This is a genomic window from Pseudoxanthomonas sp. CCNWLY206-1, assembly GCF_039710385.1.
GTDB lineage: Bacteria > Pseudomonadota > Gammaproteobacteria > Xanthomonadales > Xanthomonadaceae > Pseudoxanthomonas_A.
Map to the genome: position 1 here is coordinate 680,650 of NZ_JBDKXI010000001.1, position 15,145 is coordinate 695,794.

The 15,145-nt window shown below is 61.0% G+C and carries 13 protein-coding genes; 7 read left to right on the forward strand and 6 right to left on the reverse strand.

Annotated elements, in window-relative coordinates; translation table 11 throughout:
• The first annotated feature begins 65 nt into the window (after positions 1-65).
• From AADW18_RS02815 to AADW18_RS02830, 4 genes are all read left to right on the forward strand, one after another.
• Positions 66-1,316: an MFS transporter gene (locus AADW18_RS02815; protein WP_337341822.1), complete on the forward strand. Its 1,251-nt coding sequence runs from the start codon at positions 66-68 to the stop codon at positions 1,314-1,316.
• A gap of 240 nt (positions 1,317-1,556) precedes the next feature.
• Positions 1,557-3,170, forward strand: coding sequence for a glycoside hydrolase family 43 protein (locus AADW18_RS02820; RefSeq protein WP_337342108.1), 1,614 nt, complete (start codon positions 1,557-1,559; stop codon positions 3,168-3,170).
• A gap of 283 nt (positions 3,171-3,453) precedes the next feature.
• Complete coding sequence (locus AADW18_RS02825; protein ID WP_337341823.1) at positions 3,454-3,717, forward strand: hypothetical protein; 264 nt, start codon at positions 3,454-3,456, stop codon at positions 3,715-3,717.
• A gap of 405 nt (positions 3,718-4,122) precedes the next feature.
• Complete coding sequence (locus AADW18_RS02830) at positions 4,123-5,028, forward strand: arginase family protein (RefSeq protein ID WP_337341824.1); 906 nt, start codon at positions 4,123-4,125, stop codon at positions 5,026-5,028.
• A 393-nt stretch (positions 5,029-5,421) separates the two neighbouring features.
• On the opposite strand, the gene AADW18_RS02835 is transcribed toward AADW18_RS02830, so the two are convergent.
• The 4 genes from AADW18_RS02835 to AADW18_RS02850 form a co-directional block, all read right to left on the reverse strand.
• A complete protein-coding gene (locus tag AADW18_RS02835) occupies positions 5,422-6,309 on the reverse strand; it encodes an alpha/beta hydrolase (protein ID WP_337341825.1) in 888 nt (295 codons plus the stop codon).
• Positions 6,309-6,446 (reverse strand): hypothetical protein, encoded by a 138-nt coding sequence (locus AADW18_RS02840; RefSeq protein WP_337341826.1) that lies wholly within the window; start codon positions 6,444-6,446, stop codon positions 6,309-6,311. The genes AADW18_RS02835 and AADW18_RS02840 overlap by 1 nt, the downstream gene beginning before the upstream one ends.
• Before the next feature lie 102 nt (positions 6,447-6,548).
• Positions 6,549-7,385, reverse strand: coding sequence for an AraC family transcriptional regulator (locus AADW18_RS02845; protein ID WP_337341827.1), 837 nt, complete (start codon positions 7,383-7,385; stop codon positions 6,549-6,551).
• 88 nt (positions 7,386-7,473) lie between these two features.
• Entirely contained in the window at positions 7,474-8,334 is an 861-nt protein-coding gene (locus tag AADW18_RS02850; RefSeq protein ID WP_337341828.1) for an NmrA family NAD(P)-binding protein, read from the reverse strand.
• 316 nt (positions 8,335-8,650) lie between these two features.
• On the opposite strand from AADW18_RS02850, the gene AADW18_RS02855 reads away from it, so the two are divergent.
• Both AADW18_RS02855 and AADW18_RS02860 read left to right on the forward strand, forming a co-directional pair.
• Positions 8,651-10,195: an FAD-dependent monooxygenase gene (locus tag AADW18_RS02855; protein ID WP_337341829.1), complete on the forward strand. Its 1,545-nt coding sequence runs from the start codon at positions 8,651-8,653 to the stop codon at positions 10,193-10,195.
• Between the two features lie 155 nt (positions 10,196-10,350).
• A complete protein-coding gene (locus AADW18_RS02860) occupies positions 10,351-11,142 on the forward strand; it encodes an arginase family protein (RefSeq protein ID WP_337341830.1) in 792 nt (263 codons plus the stop codon).
• 13 nt (positions 11,143-11,155) lie between these two features.
• Here AADW18_RS02860 and AADW18_RS02865 read toward each other — a convergent pair whose 3' ends face one another.
• Positions 11,156-11,410, reverse strand: a complete 255-nt coding sequence (locus AADW18_RS02865; RefSeq protein ID WP_337341831.1) for a hypothetical protein — start codon at positions 11,408-11,410, stop codon at positions 11,156-11,158.
• A 614-nt stretch (positions 11,411-12,024) separates the two neighbouring features.
• Between AADW18_RS02865 and AADW18_RS02870 the strand changes: the two genes are divergently transcribed.
• A complete protein-coding gene (locus tag AADW18_RS02870) occupies positions 12,025-12,975 on the forward strand; it encodes a DUF2268 domain-containing putative Zn-dependent protease (protein WP_337341832.1) in 951 nt (316 codons plus the stop codon).
• 206 nt (positions 12,976-13,181) lie between these two features.
• Here AADW18_RS02870 and AADW18_RS02875 read toward each other — a convergent pair whose 3' ends face one another.
• Complete coding sequence (locus tag AADW18_RS02875) at positions 13,182-15,023, reverse strand: potassium transporter Kup (protein ID WP_337342109.1); 1,842 nt, start codon at positions 15,021-15,023, stop codon at positions 13,182-13,184.
• Between the last annotated feature and the right edge of the window lie 122 nt (positions 15,024-15,145).

Here is a 15,145-nt window from a genome sequence, read left to right on the forward strand (position 1 = left end):
CGATTCTCGGCACCCTACTTCGTCGAATAGAAACAAACCAAAGAAAACCCCAGGACTCCTCATTTATGAATAGCCCCACGGCAGTTTCTTCCATCCCCATGGACCGCAACTGGGCCCTCGTTGCCGCCGGCGCCCTGATGGGCTGCGTGGGCGCGGGCGTGGTGTTCGCGTTGGCGGTGCTGCTGCAGCCCATGAGCACCGCGACCGGTTGGTCACGCGCCGGGCTTTCCAGCGCGATGACCCTGGCCTTTCTCAGCCTGGGCTTTGCCGGTTTCGGCTGGGGCATGCTGAGCGACCGTTATGGTCCGCGGGTGGTCGTGCTGGCCGGATCGCTGCTGCTCGGCTTGGCTTGCATACTGGCGAGCCGCGCCGGCAGTCTGCTGCAGTTCCAACTCGCCTACGGCGTATTGATGGGCGTCGCGGTGGCGAGCTTCTTTGCCCCGGTGATAGCGGCTACGGCGGCATCCTTCGAGCGCCGTCGCAACCTGGCGATATCGCTGGTATCGGCCGGCGTGGGCGTGGCGCCCATGACCATGTCGCCGCTGGTCGCCTGGCTGGTCAGCCACTACGACTGGCGCACCACATTGCTGATTGTCGGTTTGCTCGCCTGGGCGCTCACCTTGCCGGCGGTATGGTTCGTGCGCGCCGCGACCGTGGCAACGGCGACCAACACTAAAGACAATCAGGTCGCGACCCAGAGCTTGACCGCCGGGCAAGCGCTGCGATCCAAGCCCTTCATCATATTGGCGCTTACCTACTTCGCTTGCTGTGCTGCCCACTCCGGGCCAATCTTTCATACCGTCAGCTACGCGGTCGGCTGCGGTCTCAGCGTGACTGCCGCCGTCACCATCTACAGCATGGAAGGCGCCGCCGGACTCGGTGGTCGTCTACTGTTCGGGGTGCTTGCAGACAAGGTGGGCGCCAAACGCGTATTGGTGGCGGGCCTGCTGATACAGGCGTTCGCGGCAGCCGCCTACCTGCGCGTGAACCAGCTCGACGGCTTCTACGCGGTGGCCATCATCTTCGGCATGGCCTACGGCGGCACCATGCCGCTATACGCCTCACTGGCGCGCGAAGCGTTCAATCCCCAGATTCTCGGCACGGTACTGGGCGCGGCCACCCTGCTCTCCAGCCTGGGCATGGCGTTTGGCCCACTGGCGGGCGGTTGGCTCTACGACCGCTACGGTAGCTACACATGGATGTATATCGGCTCGATGGCGGTAGGACTGGGAGCGGTCGCGATCGCACTGATGTTCCCGTCCCCGCGACGGCGGAAGGACGATGGCAACCTCAGTCCGGTCCTGCAGGATGGATGAGCTGAAGTCGCAGGTCAGCCCGACGTAGCCGACCCGCGCATCGCCTGACCCATGCGTTGGGGACGCCGCCCAACCTACGTCTTTTTGCGAACGGAATCGCCGGCGGCAAAAACTTCATTGGTCGTGCCGGATCGACTGGGCAACACTCCTTTTGCACTGTTGTTCCACGTCACCGATATGGGCTACCGAATGAACCGATTCATCCTTGCGCTGGCAGCTTGCCTCGCCGTATTGCCTGCAATGGCCAGCGATGTTGTATTCACCGACGTGCGTTACGCCGGTGATGATGGCGGTCCAGCCGTTGGCCCAACCCAATACCGCAATCCGGTAATCGCTGGCTTCTATCCGGATCCGTCGGCGATACGAGTGGGTGACGACTTCTACCTGGTCAATTCGACATTTGGTTATTTCCCCGGCCTGCCCGTCTTCCATAGCCGCGACATGGTGTCCTGGCGCCAGATCGGCAATGCCATCGACCGCGCCGATCAGCTCGACTACGGCAACGATGAGCTGACGCGCGGATTGTTCGCCGCCAGCATCAGCCATCACGACGGCACGTTCTACATTGCCAACACTTGCTTCTACTGCGATGGCGGCAACTTCATCGTCACCGCAAAAAATCCGGCCGGCCCGTGGTCCGATCCGGTGTGGCTGGGTTTCGAAGGCATCGACCCTTCGCTGTTTTTCGACGACGACGGTACCGCCTGGATGCTCAACAATGGCATCCCCGAGGACAAGATGCGCTACGACGGGCACCGGGCCATCTGGATACAGCAGTTCGACGTGGCGACAAAGAAGATGGTCGGCCCACGCAAGGTACTGGTCGACGGCGGCGCCGATCCGGCCAGCAAGCCGGAACATGTCGAAGGCCCTCATTTGTTCAAGCACAACGGGTACTACTACTTGACCGCTGCCGAGGGCGGCACCGGCGAGCAGCACGCGCAGATGATCTGGCGAAGCGAGCAGGTCACCGGTCCCTATGAACCCTGGTCCGGTAATCCGTCGTTGACGCAGCGCGACCTGGATCCCGCCCGCCCGAATCCTATTACGTCCACCGGACACGCCCAGTTTGTCGAACTGAAGGACGGCTCGTGGTGGGCGGTGTTCCTGGCCACGCGCCCATACCGTGGCAATCAATACAACCTGGGCCGCGAAACCTTCCTGCTGCCGGTCACTTGGCGTGATGGCTGGCCAGTGATCCTGCCACGCGGCGAAAGCGTGTCGATGGTGCAGGAACGGCCAGCACTCCCTCGGAGCCCGCAACCAGTCCCCACCAGCGGACCGATCGAGTGGACCGAGCGCTTCAGCGCCGACAAACTGCCATCGCAATGGATGACGATCCACCCGCCAAAACACGCATGGTTCCACACCGGCCCCGATGGACTGAAACTCACCCCCTCGCCCGCACCGCTGGGCGAGCAGGACAGCGGCAGACAATCTGCCTACGTCGCGCATCGCTTGCAGCACCACCGCGCAACGATATCGACAACGCTCGGACCGTATCAGCCCGCTCCTGGTGAGTTGGTGGGATTGGCGTTGCTACAGAACGAGCGCTATCACTACGTGGTCGGCCTGGAAGGCGATGAAAAAGGAACCGCGGTGGCGTTGTATCGCCGCGCCGGCAAGGATCAACCTATCACCGGGCAGCGCCTGGCTCGCATCGATCTGCCTTCGGCAAAGCAGCCGGTGTCGCTGCGCTTCCAACTCGACGGCCCACGCCTGGATGTCTTCTATTCGGTTGTGCCAGACAAATGGCAACCGGTGGCAACTGACCTGGACGCCAGTTTGCTGAGTGCCGATGTAGCCGGCGGATTCATCGGCGCCACGTTTGGACCTTATGCGTTCCGTCCGTGACCAACGATTCGAATCCTCGAATGCAACCACAGACATCCCACTCGTCATGCTGATATAACGCCGGCTTCTCTTCACGAGTTGCGAATTCCGGCTTACTGGTCGTGTTCAAGCAAGCGTGCATGCTGGTCGTATGCAATCAATAGACATACCTCGAATTGACTGCAGCGCCTGACTTTTCGTTCGTTCTAGTTCATATGGTTTTGCTAGCCTTCTGCGCGCTTTCACCACGCAAAAAGTGAAGGCACCAGTGAATTTAAGTTACTTACTTCTACAGGACCATCATATGAACAAGCTTGCTGTTTGCATGTCCACGATGCTGTTGGCTTTTGCTTCAACCAGTGTTTTTGCGTCCGACAAGGCTACTGAGCATGGCGGCACGCCGACCGAACGGTATATTTGTGCCATGTCGTCAACACTCTTCGGGAATTCCTTTCCAATCGGTTCGGTGGCTGTTCCTTCTGCCGTAAATGCAGACGATGCCGCTAGTCAAGCGATGGTTTTTTTTGCCGGCTGGAAGGACGTTTCGGCAAACTGCGTAGTATTCTGATGTAGCCACCTGCCGCTGCAACGATATTCTTTGCAGCGGCAGTCTGTTCTTTTCCCGCGCGCCAGAAAAATGGCCACCAAATCGGTATTTGAATTCATGGCGGTGTGATGAAGAATCCACCGCTACGCCGGACGTATGCGCCTGATATCCCTCTGCGGCGGGGCACGCGCAGGCTGGACCACCGGAAGAAAACCTCCAGACAGTTTCCGTTGATCTGATCCCTGCGGATGTTACTGATTTCGATGCCGCGTTCTCAGAAATCGAGGTGCATGGCGGGAGGATGAATGAGGCCCTGATGCAAGTCGTGGACAAGACGGGCGAATAGCCGCCATAACACGACATTTACCAGGGCGCATAGATACTCGTATCGCTGGCATTCCGCATGCCGCCAGAGGATCGGTACTTATGAGCGATCGCAACTACGCCATCATCGAAGCGCCTTCCAACCTTGGGCTCAGGCCCACTGGCGTCGAATTATTGCCCGAGACCTTGTTGCGCTATGGACTGGCTGAACGCCTGCGGGCACGCCACGCCGCCAGGCTCGACGTGCCCCGGTACAGCGATGTGCGTGATCCGGACACGCTTACATTGAACGCGCAGGCGATCGCGGCGTGGTCGCCGAAGCTGGCCGACGCGATCGCCGACGTTCTTGAGCAGAATGATTTCCCCGTGGTGCTCGGTGGCGATTGTTCGATCCTGCTCGGTTCAACACTCGCATTGAAGCGTCGTGGCCGCTACGGGTTGATGTTCATCGATGGACACGCCGATTTCTACCAACCGGAAGCGGAACCCTATGGCGAAGCCGCATCGATGGATCTGGCCTTCGCGACGGGGCATGGCCCGGCCTTGCTGAGCAATGTCGAAGGTCTCGCGCCACTGGTACGCGAGGAGGATGTGGTCGCTTTCGGTTTTCGCGACGCGAAGGACCAGGCCGAATACGGCAGTCAGCCGTTGCCGGACGATCTGCTTTCCTACGATCTGGCCAAGGTCCGCGAACTCGGCGTGGAAGCCGCTGCTGCCGCAGCCGTGAAGCATCTGACGCGGCCGGAATTGCAGGGATTCTTCATCCATGTCGACGCAGACTGCCTGAATGACGATGTCATGCCGGCTGTCGAGTACCGCCTGCCCGACGGCCTTACGATTCAGGAACTACGGCGAACACTGGAAATCGCACTGGCCAGCGGCAAGGCGATGGGCATCGAGGTGACCGTCTACAACCCCAATCTGGACAAGGATGGCGAAGCGGGCCGCAGGCTTGTGGATGTACTGGCAGACGCTCTTCTCTCGGAATCCGCCAGAACCCACAACTAACCGAACGCCGCGCTTGAGCTTAGTGGTCGATCTTCAGCTGCCGGGCCGCTTTGTTGCGGCTGATCCGCGTTGAGCATGGAGGCAGGCATGCCAGTCGTGGAGTCGTATTCGCCAACGGTCTGAACGCCTACCACGCCGGGCTCCACCAGACATGGGAACACGAACAGTGCCAATGCAATCGCATACGTGTACATGGTTATCCCCGTTTGCAGAAAAGCGGGCCACCCAGATAGGACCCGGCGCCGCCGCATTCTAGAGCATTTTCGCTACGGATTCGCCGTCCCATTCCAGACCAGGACTAGCAAGCTTTTTGCTCTCCGGGCTGGGCGCCGTATACCGCTACCGCCCCGGCTTGCGCCGGGGAGTGCTTGTCCTTCTTGTTCATTCGCTGTCCTAAGCGGCCGCGTGCTGCTTCGCCGTTGTGCCAATCACCGTGAAATGCTCACGCAATTCGCGATTGAAGTCCTTCCAGCGTTCTTCCGGGAAGAATATCCGCGCACCTTCGAAGTCGACCCGTCGCCGCGTCCCCGGGATCGTCTGCTGCAGCCAGCGTGACCACTCGAGCGGGAAATACACGTCGTCGGTTCCCCAGGCGATCAGCGTCGGCGCCTGCAATTGCCGCAGGCCATCCTCAATCGCGAGCGTGTGATGGCAATCGAAAGCGTTGACGAAGCGCTCGAGCTCCTTGAGGCGCTTGGGCGAATCGAGGAATGGCCCGATATAGGTCTCGATAACCTCGTCGCTCACGTCTTGCGGCCGCTCATATGCGGGCGCCAACGCGTCTCGGTACACCGCCTTGTCGGCGCGCATCGCACGCAGCGTGTCTTCCAGACCGCCCGCCGCTACCATCGCAACGAACGGCTGGAACGCTTCGGGCGGCCAGTTGTCATGTGCGTCGCAATTGGTGAGCGTCAGACTGCGCAACCTGTGCGGATGGGTCGCCGCAAAAATCTGGCAGATGCCGCCGCCACTGTCGTTACCGATCAGATCCACCCGATCGATCGCCAGCGCATCCAGGAACTGCGCCAGCATCGTCGCGTTGGCGGTGACGGATACGTCCTGCCCGTCATTGGCCTCGGTATGGCCGTGCGCCAGAATATCCACCGCTATGCAGCGGTGCGTATCGCTCAGGTCCGTTAATTGATGGCGCCATAGATAACCGTTTAGCAGCACGCCATGAACGAACAGAGCGGTCGGGCCGCTGCCACGTTCGACATAACTGACCACCCCCGAAGGCGTGGTCACGGTCTTGCGCGTGCTGAAGAATTCGCGCGCATCCATCACTTGCTTGCCTCGGCTTCGCCAAGCTTCTTCGCGCATTCCTCGCAGCACACTTCAACGGTACGTCCACCGATGGTTACCTTGATGGCGTTGTCGTCCAACGGGTAATCGCATGCGGCACAGGTTTTCTCGCTCATTTCATTTCTCCCTTTCACGCCCTCCATTCGGGGCATGGATAGGAGACCACTGGGCCGACGGCATGGCTGTCGAAATATTTAGCGAAATGTTAAGCGGAATATTCAGGCTCTCTTGGACAGCGCCTCTGCCCGGAACTGCGAAGGCGTGCGTCCATAGGCTTGCTTGAAAGCTGCCGCGAAATGACTATGGCTCGAGAACCCCAGGTCCATCGCAAGCGCCGACATGTCTTCACAATGCGCCAGTCGATCGAGCGCACGCGCCAATCGCAAAAGCAAGTGGTAACGGTGCAACGGAATGCCTTCGACCTGCTGGAAGGCCTGGGTCAGGTAGACGGCCGAACCACCGATCTCAGCCGCGATATCAGCGAGCTTCCATTGACGGCCAAGATCGTTCGCAAGCAACACCTTCACGCGATCCACGAGTCTTCGCCGGCTCTGCGTGGCGCCAGTGGCGTGAGCCGTCCGCGGGCCCAGGCTGCGGCAGATCAATGTCAACGCGAGGCCCTCGGCTTCCATGGACTCGATGGTTCCGTGGCTCAAACTATGGCGCAGCAATGCCACCAACGCTTGTGCGCGTGGATCGATGCGCATCGATTGCACACGCAACGTCGGTTCTTCTGGCTTGTTCAATAGCTCGACGGGCACCAGTTCGCGCAACAGCTCGGGCGCGATGGCAAGCGAGAGACACGAATCCCCGCCGTCCACCGGATGGCTGACCTGGTAACCCTCGCCCGCATTGAAGAACAACACGTGATTGGCGTCGGCGACAGATTGGTCGCTACCCACGTGGCGTAGATACAGCCCCCGATAGGGAAACACGAGATGCGTGGCACGCGCGCACTCTTCGGCACTGCGATGACGGCAGTTGCCTTGACACAGGACATCCGCCACCGAAATGGTGCCGGTGTCCAGCAATGGATTGATTACAAACTCCGACATGACAACCTGACGCAGAGCCCGGCGCCCCGAACGGGTTATTAGAACCGGACTCGCGGCCGGACACTATCGAAATATTTAGATGCCTGGATCAGGATCCCGCAACCAGGTCGCGGATATATGCCCCGAGCGTTGTCTTGCCCCGCAACGCGTCGCCAGGCATATCGAAACCGTCGTCGATACTCGCTGCCGTCATTCGTGCATAGGACTCCGCGGCCGCCTCGGAGAAACCGAGATCGCGGAACGCGTCTTTCCACTTGTCGCGCGGCGTAACGACCGCTTCCACTGGCCGGCCAAGCGCTTCCGAGAACGCTTCAGCGACGTCCGCCGAGGAGTAGCGTGCAGGACCCTCCACGTAACGAATACCAGCATCGCCAAGGGACGACATCAGCCTCTGGGCCGCAATCTCGCCCAGGTCGCTTGGCGCAGCCATTGGAATGGGCAGGTCGGCGGGAAACATCGTCTGTAGCTTGCCCGTCCTGCGGACGGAATCCAGCTGCCCGTCCCAGTTACTCATGTAGTAGCCCGCGCGGTTGATGGCGGCAGGGATCGCTTGCCGGCGCAGGCCTTCTTCAAGCTCCCACAGGACATTCAGGTCGCCGATGCGATCGCCGGGTTGCGCGCCGCCGGTCGATTCCGCGACAACTTTCTCCAACCCGGAGCCTTCCAGCGCGGCAAGAATGTTGGCGACCGTTCGCCTCTCGACGGTATCGGTATCTGTCGTAGTGTCCGCGGGTGGATTGAGCAAAAAAGCGCGGCTCGCGAGTCTGAAGGCAGCGCGCAGCGACGGCACATCGTTGACGTCCGCCTCAGCGATCTCCGCGCCCTTTGCGTGCCATGCATCCGCGCGGCCCGCATCGCGCGTGACGATGGTGACCCGCTCGCCACGGGCGAGCAGCGTCTCTGCCACCGCAGAACCAACATGCCCCGTTCCACCCATGATGACGTACATCCGTGTGCCTCCTACTGGCCGCCGCTGGAAGAAAGTCCGTAGTTTGCACTTCAGCGCGTGGACGAGCGGGTGAAGAACTCCAGACCTCGCCGTACGCGGTGATCTGCGAGAAGTATCTGGCCCGAGGGGCATAGCACTGCGGGCGTCGCGCCGCGGCTTCGTCGACGACTTTCATCGATCATGGACCAAACTTAATCGAGAAAATCCCCTCTTCCCGTTCCAATATCTTACTCCACCGGGGGCTTGCAGCAAGCCCCCTGCCGTGTCGCTTAATCGCCAGCCGAAAACCAGTTCCATGGAATGCGGAGGTAATGAAATGAGCGCACTGTCATTGGCGGAACACGCGGCCGCAAAGCACGCGTTGGCGGATCACGCGGTATTGATTGTGGGGGGAGGCCCCACGGGACTGATGCTGGCGGGCGAATTGGCGTTGGCCGGCATCAACGTCGCCATTTTCGAAAGGAGAATCACCCAAGAACTTGCGGGATCACGTGCTGGCGGCCTGCACTCGCGCACCATCGAGATTCTCGACCAACGAGGCATCGCCGATCGGTTCCTCGCGGAGGGACAGATCGCCCAGGTCGCCGGTTTCGCCGGCGTGACCTTCGACATCAGCGACTTCCCTACTCGGCACGGATACGGGCTCGGGCTGTGGCAGAACCACATCGAACGCATACTGGCCGGCTGGGTCGACGAGTTGGCTGTGCCGATCTATCGCGGACGTGAGGTAACAGGTTTCGCGCAGGATGATGCCGGCGTCACGGTCGCACTCTCCGGTGGTCAGTCGCTGCGAGCGGAGTATCTCGTCGGATGCGATGGCGGACGCAGCCTGGTCCGCAAGACGGCGGGCATCGATTTCCCAGGATGGGACCCGACGACCAGCGCACTGATCGCCGAGGTCGAGATGACCGAGGAGCCGGAACTGGGCATCCGCCATGACGCCACCGGCGTTCACTCGTTCGGCCGGTTGAACTACGAAATCCGCGACGGCAAGGTGGTCTTCATGGAAGGCGGACCGATCCGGGTGATGGTGACCGAACGGCACCCCGCAACCACCAGCGAACCCACCCTGCGCGATCTCAGCGAAGCGCTCATCGCCGTCTATGGGACCGATTACGGGGCCCACAATCCGACCTGGATATCGCGCTTCACCGACATGACGCGCCAGGCAGCGGCGTACCGCGACAAACGCGTCCTGCTGGCCGGCGATGCCGCACACGTGCATAGCCCCGTAGGTGGACAAGGTCTCAACACCGGTGTGCAGGATGCGGTGAACCTGGGGTGGAAGCTGGCACAGGTGGTCAAGCGGATATCCCCCGACAGCCTGCTGGATACCTATCACGCCGAGCGGCATCCGGTGGCTGCCCGCGTGCTGCGCAACACCATGGCGGCAGTCGCGCTACTGCGCCCGGATGACCGCATCAAGGCCGTGCGCGACACCATGGCCGAGCTCCTCGGCATGGACGAACCGCGCCGGCGATTCGCGGCGATGATGTCGGGTCTCGACATCCGCTACGACCTGGGCGAAGGACACCCGCTGCTCGGACGCAGGGTACCCGACCTTGAGTTGGCCACCGTCAACGGTCCATTGCCCGTTTTCACCTTGCTACATGATGCGCGACCGGTATTGCTCAACCTCGGCGATCCCAGCAGCCTCGACATCGCTCCTTGGGCGGATCGGGTCCAGCGGGTCAACGCGAAATACGGTGGTGCCTGGGAGCTTCCGGCCATCGGCGTAGTCGCTCCGCCCACCGCGGTGTTGGTTCGGCCGGATGGATATGTGGCATGGGTGGGAGAAGGTACGGAGCTGGGACTTTCCGATGCACTAAGCACTTGGTTCGGATCGGCGGCTGCGGCGTAGCGCAGGTACTTCGGACAGAATCAATCTGACGCGGGAACATAATTCGGACACACGGCATCGGCATTGTCATCGCCCATGTTGATTCGCACCCAAATCGCAGACCGGACATGTCGTGGCATCATCCCTAACAGCGATCCAAAAGGAGTATGAAAACGATGGCGTTCGACCTCAGTCTTTCTTATCCGCAGTGGCAAGGATCGGGCCGAAGCGAGCATCTATTGCGCGGTGCGGTAGCGGCAGCTGCCGCCTGCGGGAAGTATGCGCCGCTGGCTCAGGTGCCATTGGCCGACAACAATACGGCTGATGCTCACGGCGTCCAACGCTGGGAGGCCATCTTTGCGCAATTCCGCAGCGCCCAGGACATTCTTGCGCGCTCCGGCGCCAAACGCGTGCTGACGGCCGGTGGCGATTGCGCGGTGGACGTCGCGGTGATCGACTATCTGCACAGCGTGCACCCAGGCCTCCACGTGATCTGGATCGATGCTCATCTGGATGCCAACACGCCGGAGACTTCGCCGAGCGGCAACTTCCATGGCATGCCGGTAAGCGCGATCCTGGGACGTGCACCGGAGCCGATGCGGCCTTTCCTGGGTAAGCCGATTGATCCCACGCGCTTCCACTATTTCGGCATCCGTGTCGGCGATGATGGCGACTGGGCGCTGCAGCGCGAGATGGATTTGAAACTGCTGGATTCGCAAACGGTTATCGATGGACCGGTGCATATCCATTTCGATCTGGACGTGCTCGATCCACGCGAATTCCCTTATGTGGCATATCCCGAAGGCGGCGTGGGAATCGAAGAAGCGATCGCGCTGGTCGGCCGTATCGCGCGAGAAGCCGACGTAGTCGGCCTTACCGTGACCGAATTTGCGCCATCCGGTGACGACGAAGCACGTAAAGGCAGTCTGGTGATTGCCAGGATTTGCGAAGCAGCTATTGGTTCATGACGAGAGCGAATGATTAAACAGAAGGCCCCTTGGAGCGCTTACGAGCTTTGTTGTCGTTGCGGATGATTTTCGCGCACTCCTCAGCAGTGGGTACCGTTTTGTCGGTGAGGATGCCATGCCAGCCGGCGCAGCCGACATCGGAGCAGCCACATACATGGAAGCGGACCGGATGCTGCGTAAGTCCTTCCCGCTTCTGCCTGGCATTGGTGCGCGCTTCGCTCGCTTTGAAGTCGGCAAGCGCTTCGGGTTTAAGGAATTTTCCAGCCATGATGGAGTTTGGCCTCCGTGTCTAACGCCGTTGTCATAATGCCAGCAAGCATCCCAGGCAAGGTACGGGATGTCACCGAACGCGATGCCGACGGATTATACAGCGCATCTCGTAGAGCCGAGCTTGCTCGGCTGCTCTTCGATCCGCATCTAGTCAACGTGCAGCGTCCAACGAGAGCAGCGGAGCAAGCTCCGCTCTACGTGAACACCCGGATTGGATTCCCCGGGAACGGCGCTTCTCGTAGAGCCGAGCTTGCTCGGCTGCTTTCGATCCACATCCGGTCAACGTGCAGCGTCCAACGAGAGCAGCGGAGCAAGCTCCGCTCTACGTGAAAGCCCGAAATGGAATTCCCGGGAAGGCGCTTCTCGTAGAGCCGAGCTCGCTCGGCTGCTCTTCGATCCGCATCTAGTCAACGTGCAGCGTCCAACGAGAGCAGCGGAGCAAGCTCCGCTCTACGTGAGATCCCGGAGTGGACTTCCCCGGAATCGACCAGCTGAACCCACCGTTGAGGCCAAACTTTGGCACAATCGCCGGATTGGGTACGGCCATGAATCTTTGGCGGAGGTGCTCATCCGAAACTCGCTCCGCAATTCACCCTTTCAGGATTGATGTCCATGCCAAGACTGCCGTGCTTTGTCGTGCTTCTCGCCCTGCTCCCGGCATCCGCTTTTGCCCAAGCCGACGTTCCGCGCGGCCCTGAAATACGAATCGATGATGTCACGCGCTTCTATGCCCTTTACGACGCAACCGGTGGCAAGCCGACGGTAGAGCAGATCGAGAAGGACTATCTTGCAAAGGGCACGCAGAGCTTGAGCGAGTTTGCCAAGCTCAGGCGCGTCACCGCACAGAGGATCGCGGACAAGTTGGAGAGCGATCCAGCCATCTACGCCAAGGCGAAGGAATGTCTCGTCGCGCTTCCCGCGGTGAAGAATCGGCTCGCTGTGGCATTCACCCAGCTTGCCGTCTTGTATCCCGACGCTCGCTTTCCCCCGGTGGCGATCGTGGTTGGCCGTGGGCGACCCGTAGGAATCACCAACCCGGCCGGCGTCACGATCGGTCTGGAGGCGCTGTGCTTCGCGGACTTCATGAACCCGGATGTGGAAGACCGCTTCGTCCATATCATTGCCCATGAATACGGCCACATCCAGCAGACATCGCCCACCGAATTCGAGAAAGGCGATCCGACCGCCACCGTCCTGCGAGTCTCTTTGGCCGAGGGTGTCGCCGAGCTCATCGCCGAGGTGATATCCGGCAATGTCGCGAACGCACGGCATGCCGAGTGGACCCGCGGCAAGGAAGCGGAGATCGAGTCCGCATTTGCCCGCGACATGGACAGCACTGACCTGTCCAACTGGTTTTTCAACTACCGCAGCGGTTCGGATGAACCCTACGATCTGGGCTACTGGGTCGGTTACCGCATCGCGAAGGCGTACTACCTGAAGTCAAAGGATCGCAAGGTTGCGCTCAAGGAACTCATCGAACTCGACGACCCGAAGGCCGTTCTGGCCGCGAGTGGCTGGACGCCCGGTATACAACTGCCTGCGACCTCAGCCACCGAAGATTGAGTGCTTGCCCTGGCTGCGCCAGCCTGCCCACAGAGCAGAGGAGCAAGCTCCGCTCTACGTGAACGCCTCGTAGCCTGCCGCTTGTGCACGAGCCGCACGCCATGCTTGCGCGATGAATTCCTTCGCTGATGGAAAGGCTTCGGTCGCGGACGGTGACGTCTGAACGCCTGCCTTTCACCGTGCAGTGATGGGCCAGCCATCCCACCTCATATCTCGACAGGCGCACCCAGTTCGACCAGGCGGGTCGTCGGAATGCGGAAGAAATCCGTCGCCGGTGCCGCGTTCCTGTGCATGAAACCAAACAACTTGTCGCGCCAGATGGGCATCCCGCGATGGCGACTCGCCACGATGGTTTCCCGGCTGGCGAAGTACGTGGTGTCCATGGGATCGAAGCAGATGCCGGCGCAATCGACGGAACGCATCAGCGCCAGCGGAATATCGGGCGTCTCCATGAAGCCATAGCGGATGGTCGCGCGATAGAAGTCTTCTGCAATGGTGTCAATGGTGAGTCGCGAACTTGCCGGCACGAACGGCACGGCCTTGGTTTCCACCGTCAGCAGGACGTTGCGTTCGTGCAGCACCTTGTTGTGCTTGAGGTTGTGCAACAGCACCTTGGGCACGATGCCCGCTTGCGCGGTCAGGAAAACGGCGGTGCCGGACACGCGTGCCGGCGGTGAAAGCATCAGGCCCGGCAGGAACGTATCCAGCCTGATGCCATCCCCAATGATCTCGGCTTGCAGCAATTGGCGGCCACGTCCCCATGTCCGCAACAGCGTGAACACCAGGATGCCCAGCGCGATCGGGAACCAGGCGCCATCCATGAACTTGACCAGATTGGCAAACAGGAACGCCACGTCCACCAGCACGAACACCGCGGCCAACGGCCAGAACACAAAGCTGGGCATTGCGGCGCGCGAGCGCATCGCCACGATCAGCATGATGCTGGTGATCAGCATGGTGCCGGTGACGGAGACGCCGTAGGCGGTCGCCAATGCGGTGGAGCTGCCGAACCCGATCACCGTGGCGATCACGGCCAGCATCAGCAGCCAGTTGACCGATGGAATGTAGATTTGCCCCATCGTTTCGCGGGACGTGTGCTTGATGTGCATGCGCGGCAGATAACCAAGCTGGATCGCCTGTCGCACGGCCGAGTAGACACCGCTGATCACCGCCTGGGACGCAATGACCGTGGCGGCCGTCGCCAGGCCCACCATCGGATAGAGCGCCCATTCGGGCACGCCAAGGTAGAACGGATTCGTGACGGCCTCGGGATTGCTGAGCAGCAATGCACCCTGGCCCAGGTAATTGATGGTCAGCGCCGGCAGCACCAGGAAGTTCCAGGCGTACTGGATCGGCCGGCGCCCGAAATGCCCCATGTCGGCGTACAGGGTCTCGCCGCCGGTAACGGCAAGCACCACCGCGCCCAGGATGAATATCCCATGCCAGCCATGATCGATGAAGAATCGCGCGCCCCACCAAGGGTTGAGTGCGTGCAGCACTTCTGGATTGCCGCTGATGTTGAGGATGCCGACGGCGGCCAGCGCCAGGAACCACAGCACGATCACCGGGCCGAAAGCACGACCGATCAGGTCCGTCCCGAAGCGTTGCGTCGCAAACAGGAAAAACAGCACCACGATGGTGACGGGCAACACCCAGCTGTGCAGCGCGGGTGTGGCGACTTCCAGACCTTCGACGGCCGACAGTACCGAGATCGCCGGCGTCAACACGCCATCGCCGAAGAACAGCGCGGCGCCGAACACTCCCAGGATGCCGACCACATAGACCGCCTTCGACGCTGGCGGGAGCGTGCGTTGCGCCAGTGCGGTCAACGCCATGATGCCGCCTTCGCCCTCGTTGTCGGCGCGCATGATCACCAGTACGTACTTCACCGTGATCACGATGACCAACGACCAGAACACCAGCGACAAGATCCCCAATACCGTGGCGCGGTCGGGCGTGAGGCCGTAATGCGGCGAGAATGCTTCCTTGATGGTGTACAGCGGGCTGGTGCCGATATCGCCGAATACCACGCCGATCGCGCCCAGCATCAGCGCGCCGAAGCTTGCCTTGCCGGAATGATCGGAGTGAGGGGCGGGAGTGGCGGTGGTCTCGATCGTGGTGTTCATCTGATTCCTGGCGGCAATACCGTGGCGTGCGCCGGCTGGAATGG

What these genes read in the sequence shown, in the direction of transcription:
- AADW18_RS02855 (WP_337341829.1), top strand. Translation starts at nt 8,651, where the DNA reads ATGAGCGCACTGTCATTGGCGGAACACGCGGCCGCAAAGCACGCGTTG.
- AADW18_RS02815 (WP_337341822.1), top strand. Translation starts at nt 66, where the DNA reads ATGAATAGCCCCACGGCAGTTTCTTCCATCCCCATGGACCGCAACTGG.
- AADW18_RS02835 (WP_337341825.1), bottom strand. Translation starts at nt 6,309, where the DNA reads ATGGATGCGCGCGAATTCTTCAGCACGCGCAAGACCGTGACCACGCCT.
- AADW18_RS02870 (WP_337341832.1), top strand. Translation starts at nt 12,025, where the DNA reads ATGCCAAGACTGCCGTGCTTTGTCGTGCTTCTCGCCCTGCTCCCGGCA.
- AADW18_RS02840 (WP_337341826.1), bottom strand. Translation starts at nt 6,446, where the DNA reads ATGAGCGAGAAAACCTGTGCCGCATGCGATTACCCGTTGGACGACAAC.
- AADW18_RS02845 (WP_337341827.1), bottom strand. Translation starts at nt 7,385, where the DNA reads ATGTCGGAGTTTGTAATCAATCCATTGCTGGACACCGGCACCATTTCG.
- AADW18_RS02865 (WP_337341831.1), bottom strand. Translation starts at nt 11,410, where the DNA reads ATGGCTGGAAAATTCCTTAAACCCGAAGCGCTTGCCGACTTCAAAGCG.
- AADW18_RS02850 (WP_337341828.1), bottom strand. Translation starts at nt 8,334, where the DNA reads ATGTACGTCATCATGGGTGGAACGGGGCATGTTGGTTCTGCGGTGGCA.
- AADW18_RS02830 (WP_337341824.1), top strand. Translation starts at nt 4,123, where the DNA reads ATGAGCGATCGCAACTACGCCATCATCGAAGCGCCTTCCAACCTTGGG.
- AADW18_RS02875 (WP_337342109.1), bottom strand. Translation starts at nt 15,023, where the DNA reads ATGCTGGGCGCGATCGGCGTGGTATTCGGCGATATCGGCACCAGCCCG.
- AADW18_RS02825 (WP_337341823.1), top strand. Translation starts at nt 3,454, where the DNA reads ATGAACAAGCTTGCTGTTTGCATGTCCACGATGCTGTTGGCTTTTGCT.
- AADW18_RS02820 (WP_337342108.1), top strand. Translation starts at nt 1,557, where the DNA reads ATGGCCAGCGATGTTGTATTCACCGACGTGCGTTACGCCGGTGATGAT.
- AADW18_RS02860 (WP_337341830.1), top strand. Translation starts at nt 10,351, where the DNA reads ATGGCGTTCGACCTCAGTCTTTCTTATCCGCAGTGGCAAGGATCGGGC.